Origin of the sequence: Polaribacter glomeratus, assembly GCF_002954665.1 — a bacterium.
In the GTDB taxonomy this organism is placed as follows: Bacteria; Bacteroidota; Bacteroidia; order Flavobacteriales; family Flavobacteriaceae; genus Polaribacter; species Polaribacter glomeratus.
In genome coordinates, this window is the sequence record NZ_MSCM01000001.1 from 1,422,122 (window position 1) to 1,445,914 (window position 23,793).

At 31.9% G+C, this 23,793-nt stretch carries 12 protein-coding genes; 11 read left to right on the forward strand and 1 reads right to left on the reverse strand.

Translation table 11 applies throughout. The annotated features are described in order from the left end of the window. Nucleotides 1-274: 274 nt before the first annotated feature. The 5 genes from meaB to BTO16_RS06125 all read left to right on the forward strand — a co-directional run bounded on the left by meaB (nt 275) and on the right by BTO16_RS06125 (nt 8,822). Nucleotides 275-1,342 (forward strand): methylmalonyl Co-A mutase-associated GTPase MeaB, encoded by a 1,068-nt coding sequence (meaB, locus tag BTO16_RS06100; protein WP_105020739.1) that lies wholly within the window; start codon nt 275-277, stop codon nt 1,340-1,342. A 67-nt stretch (nt 1,343-1,409) separates the two neighbouring features. After that, nucleotides 1,410-2,144: a class I SAM-dependent methyltransferase gene (locus BTO16_RS06105; RefSeq protein ID WP_105021529.1), complete on the forward strand. Its 735-nt coding sequence runs from the start codon at nt 1,410-1,412 to the stop codon at nt 2,142-2,144. A gap of 896 nt (nt 2,145-3,040) precedes the next feature. After that, entirely contained in the window at nt 3,041-4,117 is a 1,077-nt protein-coding gene (locus tag BTO16_RS06115; protein WP_105020741.1) for an efflux RND transporter periplasmic adaptor subunit, read from the forward strand. Between the two features lie 24 nt (nt 4,118-4,141). Then, nucleotides 4,142-7,390 (forward strand): efflux RND transporter permease subunit, encoded by a 3,249-nt coding sequence (locus BTO16_RS06120; protein WP_105020742.1) that lies wholly within the window; start codon nt 4,142-4,144, stop codon nt 7,388-7,390. After that, nucleotides 7,383-8,822 carry a TolC family protein gene (locus BTO16_RS06125; RefSeq protein WP_105020743.1) on the forward strand — a complete coding sequence of 480 codons (1,440 nt, stop codon included), beginning with the start codon at nt 7,383-7,385 and terminating at the stop codon, nt 8,820-8,822. Before BTO16_RS06120 ends, BTO16_RS06125 begins: the two co-directional genes overlap by 8 nt. A 104-nt stretch (nt 8,823-8,926) precedes the next feature. On the opposite strand, the gene BTO16_RS06130 is transcribed toward BTO16_RS06125, so the two are convergent. Further along, nucleotides 8,927-11,461 (reverse strand): DUF559 domain-containing protein, encoded by a 2,535-nt coding sequence (locus BTO16_RS06130; protein WP_105020744.1) that lies wholly within the window; start codon nt 11,459-11,461, stop codon nt 8,927-8,929. Nucleotides 11,462-11,537: 76 nt separating this feature from the next. On the opposite strand from BTO16_RS06130, the gene BTO16_RS06135 reads away from it, so the two are divergent. The 6 genes from BTO16_RS06135 to BTO16_RS06160 all read left to right on the forward strand — a co-directional run bounded on the left by BTO16_RS06135 (nt 11,538) and on the right by BTO16_RS06160 (nt 23,652). Further along, nucleotides 11,538-12,749, forward strand: a complete 1,212-nt coding sequence (locus BTO16_RS06135; RefSeq protein ID WP_105020745.1) for an RsmB/NOP family class I SAM-dependent RNA methyltransferase — start codon at nt 11,538-11,540, stop codon at nt 12,747-12,749. A gap of 79 nt (nt 12,750-12,828) precedes the next feature. Next, on the forward strand, nt 12,829-15,063 hold the full coding sequence (locus BTO16_RS06140; protein WP_105020746.1) for an endonuclease: 2,235 nt from the start codon (nt 12,829-12,831) through the stop codon (nt 15,061-15,063). A 65-nt stretch (nt 15,064-15,128) separates the two neighbouring features. After that, entirely contained in the window at nt 15,129-17,210 is a 2,082-nt protein-coding gene (locus BTO16_RS06145; protein WP_105020747.1) for an endonuclease, read from the forward strand. Nucleotides 17,211-17,375: 165 nt separating this feature from the next. Further along, on the forward strand, nt 17,376-21,107 hold the full coding sequence (gene purL / locus BTO16_RS06150; RefSeq protein ID WP_105020748.1) for a phosphoribosylformylglycinamidine synthase: 3,732 nt from the start codon (nt 17,376-17,378) through the stop codon (nt 21,105-21,107). A 156-nt stretch (nt 21,108-21,263) separates the two neighbouring features. Further along, on the forward strand, nt 21,264-21,905 hold the full coding sequence (locus BTO16_RS06155; protein ID WP_105020749.1) for a response regulator transcription factor: 642 nt from the start codon (nt 21,264-21,266) through the stop codon (nt 21,903-21,905). Next, nucleotides 21,883-23,652 carry a 7TM diverse intracellular signaling domain-containing protein gene (locus tag BTO16_RS06160; protein ID WP_105020750.1) on the forward strand — a complete coding sequence of 590 codons (1,770 nt, stop codon included), beginning with the start codon at nt 21,883-21,885 and terminating at the stop codon, nt 23,650-23,652. The genes BTO16_RS06155 and BTO16_RS06160 overlap by 23 nt, the downstream gene beginning before the upstream one ends. Nucleotides 23,653-23,793: the final 141 nt, after the last annotated feature.

Sequence of the window (23,793 nt, forward strand, 5' to 3'; positions counted from 1 at the left end):
TTTATTAGAAATTTAGTGAAAACTGAAGCTGCTGTAAGTACTTGATTTTATGATGTTACACGTTTATGTTACTTATTTAAATTAGCTGTAAAACACATGAAAAAAGTTTTACAGAAATTCACAGAGCATTTTAGAACTGATTTGCAAAGACTCGTTTTGTGGTAGTTTTTTAATTAATAAACCTATTTATCAGATTAAATTTATAGAAATCTATTAGATTGATAAACTAAAAAATCTCAATATTTATATCTAAATTTACATTTAAGTTTTTACCATGGATAAAAAAAAATCTGCTATACATGAAAATGAAGGTGTTTCTCAACCAGAAACAACGAGTAAATCGAGTGCAGAAAAAATAAAAATCAGCAGAGCAAAACAGAATTCTGTTGATGATTTTGTGTCCAATATTTTAGCAGGAAACATTACTTTTTTAAGCAGAGCAATTACTTTGGTAGAAAGCACAAATGCAAAACATCAGCAAAAAGCAAATGAAATTTTAGATCGTTGTTTGCCACACGCAAATAAATCTGTGAGAATAGGAATTACGGGTGTGCCAGGTGTCGGAAAAAGTACTTTTATTGAATCTTTTGGAAAACACTTAACGGCGCAAGGAAAAAAAGTTGCTGTTTTAGCTGTTGACCCAAGTAGCTCTGTAAACAAGGGTTCTATTTTAGGTGATAAAACGCGAATGGAAGAATTGGTTACAGATCCAAATGCTTTTATTAGACCTTCACCTTCCGGAACTTCTTTAGGCGGCGTTGCACAAAAAACACGCGAAAGTATTATTCTTTGCGAAGCTGCTGGTTTTGATACGATAATTATTGAAACTGTTGGAGTTGGACAATCGGAAACTGTGGTGCATTCTATGGTTGACTTCTTTTTGTTGCTAAAATTGGCTGGCGCAGGCGATGAATTACAAGGAATTAAACGCGGAATTATAGAAATGGCAGATGCAATTGTCATTAACAAAGCCGATGGCGATAATCAAAAAAACGCAACTATTGCCAAAATTGAATTTAACAGAGCTTTGCATTTGTACCCAATAAAAGAAAGTACTTGGCAGCCAAAAGTTTTAACAGCAAGTGCTTTGCAGAATTTGGGAATTGCAAAAATTGATAAAATGATTACTGATTATATTTCTTTAACGAAAAAAAACAAGTATTTCGATATCAAAAGAAATGAGCAAAATGAGTATTGGTTACTTTCTACAATCAATCAACAATTAAAAGATCGATTTTATCAAAATCCGAAAATTAAAAATGCGTTACATCAAGAAATTAAAGATTTAAAAAACGGAAAAACGACTCCTTTTAATGCTGCTAAGAGATTGTTAGAATTGTAGTTCTATTTATTTTTGTTCTTGAAAGATATAAATTTAATTGCTAAAAGTTTTCTTTAAAATTAAACAAATGAAAAAATCCATTCTTTTTAAACTTTTTTTACTCTTGTTAATTCCCTTGCTTTCATGCAAAGCACAGGTACAAAAAACATCCGAAGAAACTTATATCTTTAAAGAAGGAGATAAAAACGGAATTGGAAAATGGTATTTAGACCGTGAAATTGCATACGTTATGGGTTATGAAGGTATTAATTGGCTAGAACGTTCTTCTAGAGAAAAAGAAGAAAACACTTCGAAACTTATCGAAAACATGCACATACAACCTACAGATATTATTGCCGATATTGGGGCAGGTTCTGGATATCATGTATTTAAAATGGCGCCAATTGCTTATAAAGGAGCTGTGTATGCTGTTGACATTCAACCAGAAATGTTGCAAGCTATTTTAGAAAATAATCAATATAAAAAGTATACAAATATAGAACTTATACAAGGTGATGAAAAAAGTGTAAAGCTGCCAGAAAACACCTTTGATAAAGTGTTGATGGTGGATGTATATCACGAATTTAATTTCCCCAAAGAAATGATGCTGTCTATCAAAAAATCGTTAAAAGAAAACGGAAAAATATATTTAATTGAATACAAAAGTGAAGACATTTCTGTGCCTATAAAAATGATTCATAAAATGAGCGAAAAACAAGCCGTCAAAGAAATGAAAGCGGTTGGTTTTAAACTTGAGAAAAATAGCACGAATTTACCTTGGCAACACTGTATGGTATTTGTTAAAAACAACTTGTTGAAATAGTTTGATTTAAATTTTAAACCTCTAACCTGTAAAACCTCATCATTAAGAAAAGATGAAAAATTTTAAATGGTGCTTATTACTTTCTCTTTTTGATAGAACGAAAGCAAAATTTTATCTAAAAAATTAAAATCCGTTAAAACAGAAATAAAATATTTTTAATAAATTAACGTTTTTACTGATAAAACTATTAATTTTAAATTAAAAACTCCTAAAATTTTACGGATTTAACATTTTGAAAATACTAAATTCACGTTTTTCATAAAAATTTAATAGTTACATTATTTAATATGAAATTTATTTTGTGAAATTATTTGTTTGCTATAATTTTGCGCTCAAATAAATAAAAAATTGAATAAAAGAGTACATTTATTTTTATTTCTACTTTTATCGCTTGTGCTTGTTTGCTTTACTAATTTAAATGTAAATTCTAAAAGCAACTTAAAGAACGCAACTAAGCAGTCTTATCTTGTTAAGCTTAGTAATAACATGCAGCATTTAAAAACTGCTAGTGTAAAATCTACAACAGAATCGAATAGTTCGCTTTTATTTCTTCAAGAAATAAAGATTGAAGAAGTTGAAGAGTTTGAGGAAAACCTTTTAAGTAACAAAAGCAAGTATTTTTTTGTAAAAAATAAGACTTCCTTTTTTTATAAAAACTTAGTAGAAAACAACTTACTTAGTATTAAAGAAGAAGTACTTTTTAAAAACTTCATAACAACATCTTCATTTATTCGCCTTTATAAGCGGTTTCAGGTTTACAAAATTTGATAATAATTTAAAACAGTTTGCTTAAGCTGTTTAATATTTCTCAAGATACTTTTAAAAAACAATTAATTTTTAAGGGTAAACTGGTTGTTTACCTATTTATACCAAACAAATTTAAGAATAACATTTCCATGAAGAAAATTTTAATTGGTGCGCTTGTGGTATTATTTTACACAAGTTGTCAAACTAAAAAAGAAGAAACAAAAGAGCTACCAGCTTTTCTTGTTACAAATCCAATAAAAAAAGACACTGCTATTACAAAAGATTATGTGAGTCAAATTCATTCTTTTAGACATATAGAAATCAGAGCTTTAGAAAAAGGATATTTAAAACAGATATCTGTTGATGAAGGTCAGCATGTTAAAATGGGACAAGCGATGTTCCAAATTATGCCAAATATTTATCAAGCTGAATTACAAAAAGCAAAAGCTGAGGCAAATGCTGCATCCATAGAACTAAAAAACACAAAACTTTTAGCTGATGGAAATGTGGTTTCGCCAAATGAACTAGCATTAGCAAAAGCGAAATTAGACAAAGCAAATGCAGAAGTTATGCTTGCAGAAACTCATTTAAGTTTTACAAAAATTAAAGCTCCTTTTGATGGTATTATGGATCATCTTGAGGCTAGAGAAGGTAGTTTTTTAGAAGAAGGTGAGTTACTAACCAAACTATCCGACAATAGTAAAATGTGGGTGTACTTTAATGTTCCAGAGGCAGAATATCTTGATTACATTATGAGTTCAGACAAAAACTCTAAAAAAGAAGTAGCGCTTTTAATGGCGAACAACAAAGTTTTTAACCAAAAAGGAATTGTTGAAACCATTGAAGGAGAGTTCAATAGCGAAACAGGGAATATTGCTTTTAGAGCAACTTTTCAAAACCCTGATGCTATTTTAAGACATGGAGAAACCGGAAGTATCTTAATGACAGTTCCTTTTAAAAATGTAGTTATAATTCCTCAAAAAGCAACTTTCGAAATCTTAGATAAAACCTATGTGTTTGTAATTACCAAAGATAATATTGTAAAACAAAGAGAAATAAAGATTGGCGCAGAATTGCCAAACTTGTTTGTGGTATCTAAAGGATTGAATGAAAAAGAAACCATTTTATTAGAAGGTATTCGAATGGTAAAAAACAATCAAAAAATAAATACCAAGTTTTTGGATGCCAACAAAGTGATGTCTTCATTAGACTTATATGCTGAATAATTTTCATAAATAATCTAAAAAGACATGTTTAAAAAATTTATAAAAAGACCCGTATTGGCAATCGTCATATCGGTCATCATCATTTTTATTGGTACACTTGCTATCAAACAATTGCCTATTTCACAGTTTCCTGAAATAGCACCAACCACAGTAAACATATTTATTGCGTATCCAGGTTCTAGTGCAGAAGTTTTAGTAAATTCTACTTTAATCCCTATAGAAACGGCTATTAATGGTGTACAAGGAATGCGTTACATCGCTTCGGATGCTACAAGTGCTGGTGAAGCTACGATTCGAATTATTTTTGAACCTGGCACAGATCCAGATCAAGCGGTAGTTCGGGTTAAAACGCGTGTAGACCAAGTAATGCCTTTATTACCAGAATTGGTGCAGCGTGAAGGTGTTATTATTACGCCGGTTCAACCAAGTATGTTAATGTATGTAAACCTTTCTAGTTCTGATAAAAACAACGACGAAAAGTTTTTGTACAATTACGCTTACACGAAAGTTATTCCAGAAATTCAGCGTATTAACGGAATTGCAAATGCTCAAATATTAGGAAGTAGAAAATACGCAATGAGAGTTTGGTTAAAACCAGACCGTATGCGTGCTTATAACATTTCTGCAGAAGAAGTTTTAGAATCCATGTTAGACCAAAGTGTTTTGGCAAGACCAGGACGTTTAGGCAGTAGCTCGGGTATAAAATCGCAATCTTTAGAATATGTATTAACGTATCAAGATCGCTATAATGAGCCAGAACAATACAAAGAGATAATTATTCGTGCTAATAAAGAAGGCGAAATTATTAAGTTATCTGATATTGCTGATGTACAATTAGGAAGTGAGTTTTATGATATTTACTCTAATTTAGATGGTAAACCTTCTGCTTCTATTGTACTAAAACAAACTTTTGGAAGTAATGGTAGCGATGTAATAAAAGCTGTAAAAGAAAAATTAAAAGAACTAGAAGTTGATTTACCTCCAAATGTAGATTTTCAAATAAGTTATGATGTTTCTAACTTTTTAGATGCTTCTATTGAGCAAGTATTACACACACTTAGAGATGCATTTATTCTGGTTGCGATTGTAGTATTCTTATTTTTAGGAGATTGGCGTTCTACTTTAATTCCGATTATTGCGGTTCCTGTTTCCTTAATAGGTGCCTTTTTTGTAATGCAGTTATTCGGTTTATCCATCAACTTAATTACCCTTTTTGCTTTGGTACTTGCTATTGGTATTGTGGTAGATAATGCAATTGTTGTTGTAGAGGCCGTCCATGTTAAAATGGAAGAACAAAATTTATCGCCTTATAAAGCTTCAACAGAAGTATTAGGCGAAATTGGAGGCGCAATTATAGCAATTACATTAGTTATGGTTTCGGTGTTTATTCCTATTTCGTTTATGACTGGTCCTATTGGGGTTTTCTACCGTCAGTTTTCGATTACAATGGCGGGTGCAATAGTTATTTCTGCAATTGTAGCTTTAACGTTAACACCTGTATTATGTGCAATGTTGCTTAAAAATAATCACGGAAAAATTAAAAAATCAACAGTAGATAAATTTATCAATTGGTTTAATAAAGGTTTTGAGAGATTAACAGGAACGTATGTAGCAATCTTAAATAAAATTGTAGCGAGACGTATTGTAACATTCGGAATATTGATAGCATTCTGTGCGGGAATTTACTTTACAAATAAAGTGTTACCAGCTGGTTTTATTCCAAACGAAGACCAAGGAATGATTTACGCTATTATTCAAACTCCACCTGGTGCTACTTTAGAGCGCACAAATGATGTTGCTAAAAAACTTCAAGAAATTTGTGAAAAAACAGCAGGTGTAGAATCTGTTTCTTCTTTAGCGGGTTACGAAATTATGACAGAAGGTCGAGGATCTAATGCGGGTACGTGTTTAATCAACCTAAAAACATGGTCAGAAAGAGAACATTCTGTTCATGAAATAATGGAAGAGTTAGAAGAAAAAACAAAAAACCTTGGTGCTATTATTGAATATTTTGAACCACCTGCTGTTCCTGGTTTTGGTTCTTCTGGAGGATTTGCATTGCGTTTATTAGATAAAACAAACTCAACGGATTATCATGAATTTGAAAAAATTAATAATAATTTTATGGAGGCGATGTCAAAACGTAAAGAACTTACAGGTTTATTTACCTTCTTTTCGGCAAATTATCCTCAATATGAGTTAAAAATCAACAATAAAATTGCCATGCAAAAAGGTGTGACAATTGGTAAAGCCATGGAAAATTTAAATATTTTAATTGGTAGTACTTATGAACAAGGGTTTATTCGTTTTGGTAGATTCTTTAAAGTGTATACACAAGCAGCTCCAGAATATCGAAGATTGCCATCAGATCTTGAGAAACTTTTCGTTAAAAATGAATCAGGAGAAATGGTACCATATTCGGCATTTATGTCTGTTGAAAAAAAATTGGGTCCTAATGAAATTACACGATATAACCTTTACAATTCGGCATCCATAAGAGGTTTACCAGGTTCAGGTTTTACGAGTGGTGAAGCAATTAATGCTATTAAAGAAGTAGCTGCTAAAGAATTACCAAGAGGTTACGATATCGCTTGGGAAGGTTTGTCTTATGATGAAGCTAGTAGAGGAAATGAATCCATTTACGTTTTTATTATTGTATTAATCTTCGTTTACTTCGTTCTTGCCGCACAATACGAGAGCTTTTTATTACCGTTTGTGGTAATTTTATCGTTACCTGTTGGTGTCTTCGGATCTTTCATCCTCTTAAAGGCGATGGGATTAGCAAACGATGTGTATGCACAAATCGGCATTATAATGCTTGTTGGGTTACTGGGTAAAAATGCGGTGTTAATCGTAGAATTTGCAGTTCAAAAACAAAACAAAGGCGCTACAATTTTAGAAGCAGCAATTGAAGGAGCAAGAGCAAGATTTAGACCAATTTTAATGACTTCGTTTGCTTTTATAGCTGGTTTAATTCCGTTAGTGATGGCAACAGGTGCCGGTGCAATTGGTAACAGAACTATTGGTGGTTCTTCTTTAGGAGGAATGTTGATAGGTACACTATTCGGAGTTATAATTATTCCCGGATTATTCTACATTTTTGCGAAGCTAGAAGAAGGAAGAAGTCTTATTAAAGATGAAACGCACGAACCTCTTTCGGAAGAAGTTATTAGAAATAGTGAATCAGAAAGTCAAGCAAAAGTAAATGCTGATAAAATTAGCAAACTAAAAAGACTATTAAAAAAACTTAGTAAAAGCGATAAAAATGAATAATATAAAAATAGTAAAACGTACACTTATCGTTTTTTTAACAACGCTTATTCTTTTCTCTTGTGTGCCAACAAAAACAGCAATAAGAGAAGCTGATAAAACGCTACCTGATGCGTATAAAAATCAAGTAGAAGACAGTATTAATTCTGCAAACGTAAAATGGAAAGACTTTTTTTCTGACACTAATTTAGTTACACTAATTGATATTGCCATTGCTAACAATCAAGAATTAAAAATTATGTTGCAAAGGGTAGAAATGTCTAAAAATGAAATTAAAGCAAGAACAGGAGAATATTTACCTTTTGTAAGTATTAATGCAGGTGCTGAAATTGAAAAAGTAGGCGAATTTACACGCAATGGTGCTGTAGAAAAAAACCTTAGTATTCGTGAAGATGAAAAATTCCCAGAACCATTATCAAACTTTTCTGCAGGTCTTTCTGCTTCTTGGGAGTTAGATATTTGGAAAAAACTAAGAAACGGAAAAAAAATAGCTGTGTTAGAATATTTAGCTTCCGTAGAAGGTAAGAATTTTATGGTTACGCAGTTAGTTTCTGAAATTGCGAGCACATATTATGAGTTGATGGCTTTGGATAATCAATTGTTAATTATTGAGCAGAATTTAGAACTTCAAACAAACGCATTAAGAATGGTGAAGCTTCAAAAAGAAGCTGCTAGAGTTACGCAATTAGCCGTTAGAAGATTTGAAGCAGAACTACTTAAAAATCAAAGTAATAAATTTATCGTTTCGCAGCAGATCGTTGAAACCGAAAATTTATTAAATTTTTTAGTAGGTAGATATCCGCAACAAATAATCAGAAGTTCAGACACTTTTATTAGCAAATCTATGGATGTAATAAAATCCGGAATTCCTTCGGATTTACTAGCAAACAGAACAGATATTAAAAAAGCGGAACTTGAATTAGCAGCGGCTAAATTAAATGTAAGTGTTGCCAAAGCTAATTTTTATCCATCAATTGGAGTTCGAGCTGGTCTTGGTTTAGAAGCTTTTAAACCAAAATTTTTAATAAACACGCCAGAATCTTTAACTTATAATTTAATTGGAGATGTAGTTGCTCCTTTAATTAACAGAAATGCTATTAAAGCTGAATATAGCACTGCAAATAATAGACAGTTAGCTGCAATTTTTGAATATGAGAAAACGATTTTAAACGCGTATATTGAAGTGCAAAATCAGCTTTCTAATGCACAAAACCTTAAAGAAAGCTACCGATTAAAAGAAGGGCAAGTTGAAGCGCTTACAGAATCTATTGGTCTTTCTATTCAGCTTTTTAAATCAGCGAGAGCAGAATATACAGAAGTTCTACTAACCCAAAGAGAGGCTTTAGATTCTAAAATTGAAATCATAGAAACAAAAAGAAATCAACTATTAGCGAACGTAAAATTATACCAGGCTTTAGGTGGTGGTTGGGATTAAAACAACATTTTATTAAATAATCCTTTTAGATTATTGTTCTCAAAACACTTGCATTTTAAAATGCAAGTGTTTTGTTTTTTAACTCATTTTGTTTGGTTAAAATATCAACTAATATTAGACCAAATCTTAGAAGTTTTAGACACTTCTAAATAGGTTTTTCTAATATTTGCATTTTCTGGTTTTGATAAATTAGAATCCTCTTGTAATACTGAAATTGCCGTATTTCTGGCATTCACTAAAATTTTAGTATCCTTTACAATATCAGCAATTTTAAGATTTAAGACACCACTTTGTTGCGTTCCCATTAAGTTTCCTGGTCCACGTAATTTTAAATCAACCTCAGCAATTTTAAATCCGTCGGAAGTTTCAACCATGGTTTTTAAACGTGTTTTACCTTCTTCGGATAATTTATAACTCGACAATAAAATACAATAACTTTGATCTGCACCTCTACCAACTCTACCTCTTAATTGATGTAATTGACTTAAACCAAATCGTTCTGAACTTTCAATAATCATAACACTCGCATTTGGCACATTTACACCAACTTCAATAACCGTTGTTGCTACCATAATTTGAGTTTCGCCTTTTACAAAACGCTGCATTTCAAATTCTTTATCCGCAGGTTTCATTTGTCCATGAACAATACTTATTTGATATTTTGGGTTTGGAAATTCGCGCGAAACACTTTCATAACCATCCATTAAATCTTTATAATCCATCGTTTCAGATTCCTGAATCAATGGATACACAATATATACTTGTCTACCTTTTGCTATTTCATCCTTCATAAATTTAAAAACCGACAATCGATTGCTATCAAATCGATGCACCGTTTTTACTTCTTTTCTTCCAGGAGGCAATTCATCAATAACAGAAATATCTAAATCGCCATACACAGACATTGCCAACGTTCTAGGAATTGGCGTTGCCGTCATTACTAAAATATGTGGCGGAGACGTAACTTCAGCTTTTTTAAAGGGAATATTTTTTAATTCTTGCGCAAGTTTTTCGATTACATTGTCTATATTTTCGAGAACTTCTTCGCTTGTAAATCTGATAACTTTATACCCAAATTCTTCAAGAATTTTAATTCTTATCGCGTCTGCTTCTTGCTGTTCTGCGGTACTGTCATATTCTACATCAATTTCAACTAGTAACGGTTTTGAAATACAAGCAAAATCAACCGTAAATTCGTCAATAATATGCTGTCGTCTAAATTTAAATTCTAATTTATTTGTTTTTAATTGCTCCCAAAGATTTTTTTCTGCTTCTGCGGATTGTTTTTTTCTTTCTTTTTGCAATTCTTTCATCAACTTATATACTGATGGATGCGCAGTTTCGTAACGATTGCGTACTTCAATTCCCGTTCCTTTGGCAATGGTTAAAACGGATCCTCCACCTTTAGACCATAATTTAGATCTTTGTGCAACTCCAAAGCGATGTTGCTCATCAATAATTGCAACACCTAAATTTTGGAATTGTACTTTATCTTCTAGCAAAGCGTGTGTGCCAATTAAAATATGTAACGTTCCGTTTTCTAAATTTTTATGAATTTCTCTTCGTTTTTTTATTTTTACAGAACCTGTTAATACATCTACTTTTAGCTTCGTGTTTTTTAAATATTCAGAAATTGCTTTATAATGTTGTGATGCTAAGATTTCTGTAGGCGCCATTATGGTGGCTTGAAAGCCATTATCAATTGCTAAAAGCATGGTTAATAAGGCCACAATTGTTTTTCCTGAGCCAACATCACCTTGCAAAAGGCGGTTCATATGCGCACCAGAACCTACATCTTTTCTTATTTCTTTAAGTACTCTTTTTTGAGCATTTGTTAAATCGAAAGGCAAATGATTGTTATAAAAATCATTAAAATTATCGCTTACATTTTCAAAGATAAATCCTTTTATTTTGGTTTTGTTGATGAGTTTTTTACGCAATAATTGCAACTGAATAAAAAATAATTCTTCAAACTTTAAACGGTATTCTGCTTTGGCTAAATTTTCTTGACTTTTAGGAAAGTGCACATTTAAAAAAGCATCTCTTTTATGCATCAACTTAAAATCATCAATAATTTCTTGTGATAAACTTTCTTGAATTCCGTCGAAAAACTGTTTTAGTAAATTCTGAATGTACGTTCGCATCAATTTATTAGAAACGCCAGAATTCGTTAATTTTTCTGTGGATGGATATACAGGTTGCATCTTAGATTGCAGCTTTTGTTTATATTCTGTAACCAATTCTATTTCTGGATGCGGAATGCTAAAGCTACCATTATAATGATTCAGTTTTCCATAAACTACATACGATTCATTTGGCTTCAAGGATTCTTTAATCCATTTATGGCCTTTAAACCAGACCAATTCCATGGTTCCTGTAGCATCTTGAAAAGTTGCCACTAACCTACTGCCTCTTTTTTGTGCAACAGATTTAATACTCGTTATTTTACCAACAATTTGTACTTCGGATGTGTTTGGCTGTAACTCTTTTATGGCGTAAAAAGCGGTTTTATCAATATATCGAAAAGGGAAAAAATTGAGCAAATCATTACAAGATTTAATGCCCAATTCTGTGTACAAAAGCGTTGCTCTTTGTACACTAATTCCGTTTATATATGTTATAGGATAACTTAAATTCAATTTAAAAAGATATAAAAAACGAAAATACAAAATACCTTTTATTTAACGTACCTTTGCACACTATTATAATGAAAAAATGAGATTACACAGAAACTTAACTTTTGCCGTTATAGACAGCATTCGAGATATATTTAATGAAGGTGTTTACGCAGATAAAGCGGTAGAAAAAGCCTTAAAGAGAGATAAACGTTGGGGCGCAAGAGACCGTAAATTTGTTGCTGAAACGATTTATGATATTGTTCGCTGGAACCGACTATATGCAGAAATTGCAGAAGTAAAAGTACCATATGACAGAGATAATATTTGGAGATTATTTTCTGTTTGGTGTATTTTAAGAGGAATCGCTTTACCAGATTGGAACCAAGTTGGTGATGTGCCAGAACGAAGAATTAAAGGTCGTTTTGCAGAATTATCAAGAACAAGAAAATATAGAGAATCTATTCCTGATTGGATGGATGAGCTTTGTGTTTCTGAATTGGGAGAAGAAGTTTGGACCAAAGAAATTGCGGCTTTAAACGAGCAAGCAAAAGTAATTTTAAGAACAAATACCTTAAACATTTCTAAAGAAATTCTTCAAAAGAAATTAAAGGCAGAAGATATTATTACTGAATTTGTTCCAAATCATCCAGATGCATTGCTATTGCCAGAAAGAGCAAATGTATTTAAAAGTGAAGCTTTTCATAAAGGTTTTTTTGAAGTTCAAGATGCTTCATCGCAATTAGTTGCAGCATATTTAGACGTAAAACCAGGAATGAAAGTGATTGATACTTGTGCTGGTGCAGGAGGAAAAACATTGCATTTATCTGCTTTAATGGAAAATAAAGGGCAAATAATTGCCATGGATATTTACGAAAGTAAACTTAGAAAACTAAAAGTTAGAGCTCGCAGAAATGGTGCACATAACATAGACATGCGTGTAATTGATTCTACAAAAGTGATTAAAAAATTACATGAAAAAGCCGACAGAGTTTTAATTGACGCTCCTTGTTCTGGTTTAGGTGTTATCCGAAGAAACCCAGATTCTAAATGGAAACTACAGCCTGAGTTTATAGAAAATATTAAAAAAGTACAACAAGAAGTTTTACAACAATATTCTAAAATGGTTAAACCAGGCGGAAAAATGGTATATGCAACGTGTTCTATTTTACCATCAGAAAATCAAGAACAAGTTAAGACTTTCTTAACATCAGAATCAGGAAAAGATTTTACATTTGTATCCGATAAAAAAGTGTTAGCGCATATTTCTGGTTTCGACGGATTTTACATGGCGCTTTTAGAAAGAAAATAAAACCCTATATTTATTGCTGATATAGTGTAATAATTGCAGAAAAAGAAAGTAAAATTTTGTTTCATTTTAAATAAAAAACATGATAAAAAAACTACTATTTTTAATTGCAATAACTACTTGCACATTTACTTTTTCACAAGCAGAATCTTATTATAGTGATGTAAACCTGAACTTAACAGGTGCAGATTTAAAAAACGCTTTAGCTACTAAAATTATTACAACACATACAAAGTTGTTAACGTATACTCCTGGCGTTTGGGAAGCATCTAAAATAACGGATGCTAACGTATCAAATACGTCAGAAGTTGTTTTAATTTATGGTTGGGAAGATGGTACTGATCAAGACATTACAAACGACAGAACTAGAAATAACACTTTACAAGATAGTGGAAATGGTGAATCTTTTAGATGGAATAGAGAACATGTTTTTTCTAAATCTTTAGCTATACCTAGTTTAGAAACGAATGACCCAGGGTCTGGAACTGATGCTCATAATTTAAGACCTGCTGATAGAAGTAGAAACTCTGAAAGAAATAATTTTAAATTCGCGCCTGGCACTGGTAATTCCGGTCGTTCTTCCGTTACCTATAATGGTCCAGATGGTCCAAATACAAGAGGTTGGTATCCTGGAGATGAATGGAAAGGAGATGTAGCAAGGATTATAATGTATATGTATTTACACTATAATGGAGATGGAACTTCCGTTAGTAAAACACAATGTACACCTAACAATGTTGGTGTTGGTAGCAGTGAATTTACATCTGATGAGATGATTGATTTATTTTTACAATGGAATGCAGAAGACCCAGTTTCAGCTATTGAAATAGCGAGAAATACCTACCATGAAAACACCTCTAACACCTATGCCCAAGGAAATAGAAATCCGTTTATAGACAATCCATATTTAGCAACGAGAATTTGGGGAGGAACCTCTGCAGAAGATAGATGGGGAATTTACACAACTAGCGATACTGAAGCTCCTACGAGTCCAACTAACGTAACATTAACTAACATAGGTTTAACTTCAATGGATGTTTCTTGGGATACTTCTAGCGATAATTTTGGTGTAACTGGCTATAACGTTTATGTTAATGATGTTTTAACAGCACAAACTTCGAATACAAATACAACAATTTCTAATCTTAATACAAACACAACCTACAGGTTTACTGTAATCGCTAAAGATCTTATAAACAATTTTTCTGCTGCAAGTACTGCTGTAAATGCAAAAACGTTACAGGATACTACGCCACCATCGGTACCGTTAAATGTAACTATATCGACTATTACAGATAGTTCGTTTAACATAAATTGGTCTGCTTCTTCAGACAATAACGAAGTTGCAGGTTACGATGTTTTTGTTGATGGCCTTTTAGTAGCTTCTACTACATCAACTTCTTATACGGTAATAGGTCTAACTTCATCTACAACTTTTACTGCGGCTGTTTTAGCAAAAGATAAAGATGATAACAAATCTGCAAAAAGCAGCAATGTAAGCGTTACAACCAATGGTTCGACAGCTGGAGCTGCTTCAGAATTATTTTTCTCTGAATATGTTGAAGGTAATGGCGGTACAAATAAAGCATTAGAAATTTATAATTTAACAGGCGCTACAGTAAGTCTTGTTGGTTACGTGGTAAAATTAGAAAGGAATGGTGCAGGAGTTTGGACTACACCACTAGCATTAAACAGCGGAACTGTTAAAAACATTGTACCTGGTGATGTATTTGTAATTGGTAATGGAGATAATTCAGATCCTATATTACAACCTTATTCAAATAATAATACGGTTGGGCAGGTAGATTTAGTTCAACCTAATATTGAGGCCACTAGTTATGGTCAACCTGTAAATTTTAATGGAGACGATGCCGTTGGTTTGTTTAAAGACGACGTATTAATTGATATTATTGGTGTTTTTGGTAACGGAGCAGTTTTTGCTGCAAACGTAACATTAAGACGAAACGGAAATATTAGTAGCCCAAATACTACTTTTGATAAACAAGGTGAATGGACTTCTTTTTCTGAAAACACTTTTGATGGCATTGGTAGCCATACATCCACTTTAAGTACAAAAAATAATGCTTTTGAAGCTTTTAAAATGTTTCCGAATCCTACAAATGGAGATCAAATTTATTTTAGTGTTACAGAAGATGCTACTATTCAAATCTACACGGTATTAGGAAAATTAGTACAAACATCTAAGGTTACAAAAAGTAAGAACAGTGTTGATATTTCAAAATTCGCAACTGGTATGTATCTTTTAAAAATAAACTCTGGTAAGCAATTTATTACCAAAAAATTAATTAAAAATTAATACTAAAATTATACTTTAACAAGAAACGATTCAAAATTTTGAATCGTTTCTTTAATCCTAAAAAAATGAAAAAAAAATTACTCTTATTATCTTTATTTTTAACATTTGTAGTTTCAGCTCAAGAATCCTACTACAATGGTGTAGACTTAACTGCGGAAGGTTTAGAATTAAAAAATAATTTATCAGCAAAAACAATCAGTGCGCACACTAATTTTCTTAGTTATACACCTGGTGTTTGGGACGCTTTAAAAGTAACAGATTTAAACCCAGAAAATAGTTCTGAGGTTTTATTGGTATATGGTTATGCTGCGTCTGGCGCAACTGCTAGATCAAGAAACAAGGACCTAAATGGTGGTGGTCAAGGAGATTGGAATAGAGAACATACCTACGCAAGATCTCTAGGAAGCCCTAATTTAGGAGATACAGGTCCTGGAGCAGATGCACATCATTTAAGACCTTCGGATGTAAGCTATAACAGTCAAAGAGGAAATTTAAAATTTGCGAATGGTTCTGGAAATTCTGGTAGCGTTTCTGGCGGATGGTATCCTGGTGATGAATGGAAAGGTGATGTTGCAAGAATGATGATGTATATGTATATACGTTATGGCGACCAATGTAAACCAAATGGTGTTGGTTTAGGAAGCACCGCTTCTACTCCTGATGATATGATTGATTTATTTCTAGAATGGAATGTAGAAGATCCTGTTTCAGATTTTGAAAGACAAAGAAATACGTATCACGAATCAAATCAAAGTTCTTCACAAGGTAATAGAAATCCATTTATTGATAATGCTTATTTAGCAACAAGAATTTGGGGTGGAAATCCTGCGGCAGATTCTTGGGGAATTTATACTTCTAATGACAATGAAGCGCCAACTGTGCCAACAAATGTTACAGTTAGTAATATTACAACTTCTACTATGAGCGTTTCTTGGAATGTTTCCACAGATAATATTGCAGTTACAAAATATGAAGTATATGCAAATGGAGCTTTAAACGGAGAAACTGAAAACACAAATTACACAATAACTGGCTTAAACTCAAATGCAGCTTATGCTATAACAGTTTTAGCAAAAGATATTGCAAACAACAAATCTGCACAATCTGCAGCCGCAAACGGAACAACTTTAGCAGATAATAGCGCTCCATCGGTTCCTACGGATGTTACAGTTTCTAGCATAACAGGAACAAGCTTTAAAGTAACTTGGACAGCCTCTTCAGATAATACAGGCGTAACTGCTTATGACGTTTTTATTGATGGTTCTCTTAATGGATCATCCGCAAATACAACGTACAGTGTTACTGGTTTAACGGCTTCTACATCTTATAGTATTCGAGTTTCAGCAAAAGATAAAGTAAATAATACTTCATCACAATCTACAGCAGTTACTGCAACTACAACAGATGGTAGTAATAATATTATTGAATTATTTTTCTCTGAATACGTTGAAGGTAGTAGCTATAATAAAGCTTTAGAAATTGCAAATATTACAGAAAATGCTATTGACTTATCTGCATATTCTATTCAAAGACAATCTAGAGGTAACTGGGAAACTCCACTAGTTTTAAGTGGTATAATTGCTGCTGGTGATGTTTATGTAATCATAAACAGCGGTGTAGGAGATGCAATAGAACCAACATTACTTGCAGAAGCAGATTTACAAATTGCTAATTCAACTCCGATGACTTTTAATGGTGATGACAGAATTGGCTTGTTTAAAAATGATGTTTTAATCGATATTATTGGTGATTTAAATGGAACAACAACATTTGCTGAAAATGTTACGTTAAGAAGAAAAAATAGCATTACAAAACCTAATACGACCTATACAGCTAGTGAATGGGATGAATTTTCCCAAAACACATTTGATGGTATTGGTTTTCATAGAAACACAGCAAGTGTTTCCGCTTATTTAATGGATACGATTACATTTTATCCAAATCCAACAAATGGAAATATTATTTACTTTAAAACGAATGAAAACACTACTGTAACAATATACAATGTGCTAGGTCAATTGGTGAAATCAGCAAAAATTACCGAAAGTAAGAACAGTATTGACATCTCTGATTTATCAAAAGGAGTTTTTATTATAAAAATGAATATTGATAAATCTTATATTTCTAAAAAACTACTAAGAAACTAAGCATATTTATAAATAATTATATTAAAGACTGTCTCTCAAAGGCAGTCTTTTTTATGATTCAGAATACCTGGAAGAATAGCTTTATTTCTATAAAAATAATTCATCAGAATTAAGATGAAAAAAGTAAATTTGCATTTTTAAATCAATACCCAAATAAACACTATAATGATTCATTTCTTTGGAAATATAGACAGTAAAGTATACGCTGTTCAAACCACAAAAAAATTAACTGTCACAACCATATCTAAATTGACTTGGCTTTTTGCCAATCAACCAAAAATAGAAGAAGCATCATTAGATACTTTTTTTGTTGGCCCAAGAGCAGCGATGATTACGCCTTGGAGCACAAATGCAGTTGAAATCACTCAGAATATGGGCATCAAAGACATCATCAGAATTGAAGAGTTTACAGCTGTTACAGAAGATTTTTCTGATTTTGATCCAATGATTTCTGAGAAGTTTAAGGGTTTACATCAAGATAGCTTTACAATTGAAATTAAGCCAGAAGCTATTTTAAATATTGAAGACATTGCTGCGTATAATACACAAGAAGGTTTGTCTTTAAGTGATGAAGAAGTTGCGTATTTAGAAAGTGTTGCTACTAAAATTGGAAGAAAATTAACAGATTCAGAAGTTTTTGGATTTAGCCAAGTAAACTCAGAACACTGTAGACATAAAATATTTAACGGAACTTTTGTGATTGATGAGGAAGAAATGCCAACTTCCTTATTTAAGTTGATAAAAGAAACGGCGAAGCAATTCCCAAATGATATCGTATCCGCATATAAAGACAATGTTGCTTTTGTAAAAGGACCAAAAGTGGAGCAGTTTGCACCAAAAACGGCAGACAAACCAGACTTTTATCAAACATCAGATTTTGAATCTGTGATTTCTTTAAAAGCAGAAACACATAATTTTCCTACAACTGTTGAGCCTTTTAACGGAGCAGCAACAGGTTCTGGAGGAGAAATTAGAGATAGACTTGCAGGCGGAAAAGGTTCTTTACCTTTAGCAGGAACAGCGGTTTATATGACTTCATATTCTCGTTTAGAAGCTTCTATAGATTCAGTTAAAAACACAAGGTATTGGGAAAATAAATTTGAAGCAAGAGATTGGTTGTATCAAACACCGATGGATATTTTGATTAAAGCATCAAATGGCGCATCTGATTTTGGAAACAAATTTGGACAACCTTTAATTACTGGTTCTGTATTAACTTTTGAACACGAAGAAAATTCGGCTGTAAGTACTGCTAAAGCCAGAAAACTTGGGTATGACAAAGTGATTATGCAAGCTGGCGGAATTGGATACGGAAAAGCAGATCAAGCGTTAAAAGACACACCAAAAGAAGGTGATAAAATTGTGATTTTGGGTGGTGAGAACTACAGAATAGGAATGGGTGGCGCTGCTGTTTCATCTTCGGATACTGGAGAATTTGCATCCGGGATTGAATTAAACGCGGTGCAACGTTCGAATCCAGAAATGCAAAAACGTGCTGCAAATGCAGTTCGTGGAATGGTAGAAAGCGAAGAAAACTTTATTGTTTCTATTCACGATCACGGAGCCGGCGGACATTTAAATTGTTTATCAGAATTGGTTGAAGATACAGGTGGTAAAATCAATTTAGATTCATTGCCAATTGGTGACCCAACTTTATCAGCAAAAGAAATTATTGGTAACGAATCTCAAGAAAGAATGGGATTAGTAATTGCTGAAAAACATATAGATACTTTACAAAGAATTGCAGATCGTGAACGCTCACCAATGTATACGGTTGGTGAAGTTACAGGAAATGACCGTTTTACTTTTGAGTCTAAATCTACTGGAGAAAAACCTATGGATTTAGCTTTAGAAGACATGTTTGGATCCTCGCCAAAAACGGTTATGACTGACAAAACTGTTATCAGAAATTATAAAAATCCGCGTTATAAAACAAAGAATTTACACATCTATTTAGAACAAGTTTTACAGTTAGAAGCTGTGGCTTGTAAAGATTGGTTAACGAATAAAGTAGACCGTTGTGTTGGTGGTAAAGTTGCCAAACAACAATGTGTGGGTTCTTTGCAAATTCCGTTAAATAATGTGGGTGTGATGGCACTAGATTATAACGGAAGAGAAGGCGTTGCAACTTCTATTGGCCATGCTCCTATTGCTGGTTTAATTGATCCTGCAGCCGGAAGTAGGAATGCAATTACAGAATCTCTTACAAACCTTATTTGGGCACCATTAAAAGAAAACTTAAAGAGCGTGTCGCTCTCTGCAAATTGGATGTGGCCTTGTAAAAATGAAGGTGAAGATGCACGTTTGTACAAAGCTGTAAAAGCGGTTTCTGAATTTGCAATTGATTTAGGAATTAACGTTCCTACTGGAAAAGATTCTTTATCAATGAAGCAAAAATATGCGGATGATGAAGTAATTTCTCCGGGAACTGTGATAATTTCTGCAGCCGGAAATTGTACTGAAATAAGTAAAGTGGTTGAACCTGTTTTACAAGTTGATGGTGGAAATATCTACTATATTAATATTTCTCAGGATGAGTTTAAGTTAGGCGGAAGTTCTTTTCATCAAGTTTTAAATGCGATTGGAAATGAAGCGCCTGATGTTAAAAATAGTGCTTTTGTAAAAGATACATTTAACACGATTCAGGATTTAATTAAAGCGGATAAAATTGTTGCTGGGCACGATGTTGCTTCTGGTGGATTGATTACTACTTTACTAGAACTTTGTTTTGCTGATATGAATTTAGGTGCAGATTTTAATATTTCTGCTTTAAATGAAGAAGATGCTATTAAAGTATTATTTGCAGAAAATTCAGGAATTGTTTTTCAAGCGGATGCAGCTGTAGAAAGTATTTTATCAGAAAATAAAATTGCCTTTTTTAATATTGGCTCTGCTAATACCTCAGGAAAAGTAAACATCAAGAATAACGAAGAAACTTTCTCTTTTGATGTTGCTAAAATGAGAGATGTTTGGTATAAAACTTCTTTCTTACTAGATCAAAAACAAACTGCAAATGGTTTGGCACAAAACCGATTTGACAATTATAAAAAGCAGCCGTTAACGTATAAATTCCCAGCCAATTTTACGGGTAAACTTCCTGTAAATGAAGAGATTGCTTCGGCTAAATCGCCTCGAAATGACGGAAAGAGACCAAAAGCTGCCATTATCCGTGAAAAAGGTTCTAACTCAGAACGTGAAATGGCAAATGCTATGTATTTAGCTGGTTTTGATGTAAAAGATGTACACATGACCGATTTAATTTCTGGTCGTGAAACATTGGAAGATATCCAATTTATTGGTGCAGTTGGTGGTTTTTCAAATTCTGATGTATTAGGTTCTGCAAAAGGTTGGGCTGGCGCATTTTTATACAATGCAAAAGCTAAAAAAGCATTAAAAAATTTCTTTAAAAGAGAAGACACCTTGTCTGTTGGAATTTGTAATGGTGCACAATTATGGATGGAATTAGATTTGATAAATCCGGAGCATAAAGTACACGGAAAATTAGTTCATAACGACTCTCATAAACACGAAAGTTCTTTTACCTCTGTAAAAATTCAAGAAAACAATTCTGTAATGTTGGCTTCTTTGGCCGGAACGGAATTAGGAGTATGGATTTCTCACGGAGAAGGTAAATTCAACTTACCAGAAGTTGAAGAAAATTACCATATCGTTGCAAAATACGGGTATGAAGGCTATCCTAATAACCCAAATGGTTCTGATTTTAACACCGCAATGCTATGTGATAAAAGAGGAAGACATTTAGTTACGATGCCACATATTGAGCGTTCTACTTTTCAATGGAATTGGGCAAATTATCCAAAAGGAAGAAAAGATGAAGTTTCGCCTTGGTTAGAAGCGTTTGTGAATGCTAGATTATGGATTGAAAACAAAAAGTAATTTACTTTTTTTATATTAAAAAAATCAGCCTTTAGAAAATTCTAAAGGCTGATTTTTTTTTACGTTAAAAATTGAAAATAAAAATTACTTGTGTAACTTAGCTTTACAACTTCTAATTATGAAAAGGTTCCCATTTTATTTTTATAATTAAAACTTATGACGAAAAAAATTGTTATTTGTGATGACCACACGCTGTTTTTAAATGGAGTATCAGAAATATTAAAAAAAAGAAGTAATACGTTTGAGATAACTTTATTTAGTGATGTTGAATCTTGTAAAATATATATACAACATCACTTTGAACAAATAGATGTGTTTATCTGTGATTTAAATATTAATAGTTTTGATGGTTTTGACTTGTTAGTAGAATTAAAAAGCCAACTACAAAATATCAAAATAATTATTCTGTCTGCTTATTATGAAGACTTTCTGATTCAAAAAGCAAAAAAAAATAGAATTCATGCCTTTTTAAAAAAAGAAACAACAGTAGATGAACTTATCCTTGTCATAAATAGAGAACTCAACGCCCCTTTTTATACAAATAAAATCAAAAATGCAGATAAGAATAGGTACACTGCGATTGATGGAACTTTTGTAAATAAATATCGATTATCTAAACAGGAAATAAAAATTATTAAATTCATCATCGAAGGAAAAAAAAGCGCAGAAATATCAGAAAAATTATTTATTAGCAAGTTAACTGTAGATACACATCGTAAAAATATCAACAAGAAATTGGAAGTTTCAAATAGTAGTTCACTTATTAAATTCGCGAATGAAAACAATTTGTTTAATTAGCTTTCTATTAATTTTCAACTTTACATTTACACAATCATCTAAACAAGTATTTGTCGATGCTAAATATGCAATTGACATCAATTCTTCTTGGAAATTAAAGGACATAAACAAGTATCCGTTTATTGATTTTGAAGAGCGTTTAAATGTAGGTTATAACAAAAACGATGCGGTTTGGTGCCTTATAAATATTACAAACAAGGAGAATAAAAAGTTTAAAGCTTGGTTATGTTTTAATAATAATCATCTAGATAGTATCACTTTTTTTGATAGTAAAACGACAAAATTACTTGGAGATCGAACAACCAATTCTAGCCCTTTTATTACCACACAAGCTTTTGAGATTGAGTTGTTACCAAATGAGAAAAAATTATTTATTACTAGAGTTAAAAAGGGAATTTCTTATCTGGATTTTTCAATAAGTGTTTTTAATAGTTACAACTTAAATAAGCAATCAGGTCAAAAAATTGCATTGTTATCCTTTTTTTTAGGTTTTATAACGTTGTTAGTTTTATTTAATGGATTGCTATTTCTGATTAATAAAAAAAAGGAAAACCTCTTATTTGTAATCTATTCTTTACTTTCCTGTATTTACATTCTCATTTCTACCAATTATGCAAAGCATTTACTATTTCCTGATTACCTATATTTTAGTGAACTTAGAATTTATATTGGTGTTCTTTCTTTTATCAGTTTAACTTGGTTTTTATCTTATTTTTTAAACTTTAAACAATATAATCCTTTAACAAACAAAATAATAATAACGCTAAACTTTATAAATCTGTTATTAATATTGTTTTCTATTTTGTTCTTAAAACTAGGGTTTTTAAGTTTACTAAAAATATTTTTTATCATTAATTATAGTGCATTAAGTTTAATTATTGTTCTTATTTGTTTTGCTGCAATGCGCCATTTAAAAATTAATAAAACAGATGCTTTTTATGTGTTATTCTCCTTTTTACCTAATTTAATTTGGGTTTTTTCATTGATATTAAACGCATTTCAATTAATTCCGAAAAAAATTGAAGCAGATTGGTTGCCAATATTCAGTGTTTTTGAAATTTTACTTTTTGGTTATATTTTGTCGAAAAACTATTTGGCTACATTTTTAGAGAACAAATTATTATTAAAAGAAATTGTTGCGGAAAAAGAAAAAACTATTCGATCGATTACAAAAACTCAAATTAAAGAAAGAAGAGCTATCGCTAACATTATCCATGATAATTTAGGTAGTAAAATAGCGCATGTATTGCATTTACTTGATATGGGAAACTCAAAACAAGCATCCGAAACAATACATGAACTTTCTTCTGATATTAGAGAAATATCACATAAAATATTACCCAAATCTTTAGATGAAGGCGCTTTAATGTCTAATTTAAAAAGTCAAATAGCCAGTTTAAACTTAGGACTTAAAAAAACAAAAATAGAAATTTACACGTACGATTTTCCTGAAAAAATAAATGAAGAATGGGTTTTTGACCTCTATTTAATTACACTAGAAATTATAAACAATGCTTTAAAGCACAGCAATGCTAGTGAAATAATTATTGAACTTTACAAACACTCAGATACCTATCATTTTCAATATTATGACAATGGTATTGGTTTTACTATTTCTAAACAAACAAAAGGTTTTGGCATAGAAAACATTGAAAAACGAATATTGTTTTACAATGGTAAATTTGAAATTAACAGTATAGAATCTGAAGGCACTACACTACAGATTACGCTTCCTATAAGCTTATAGAAAGTTTAAAAATACCCATTTATGGGTATTGTGATAGTAAAAAAATGGTTGTTCTTTTATTAAAAATAATGAAGACTAAAAAAACCGATAAAAAAAACAGACAGTTTGATATTTAGAAAAAAAACAAAATACAAAATTCTT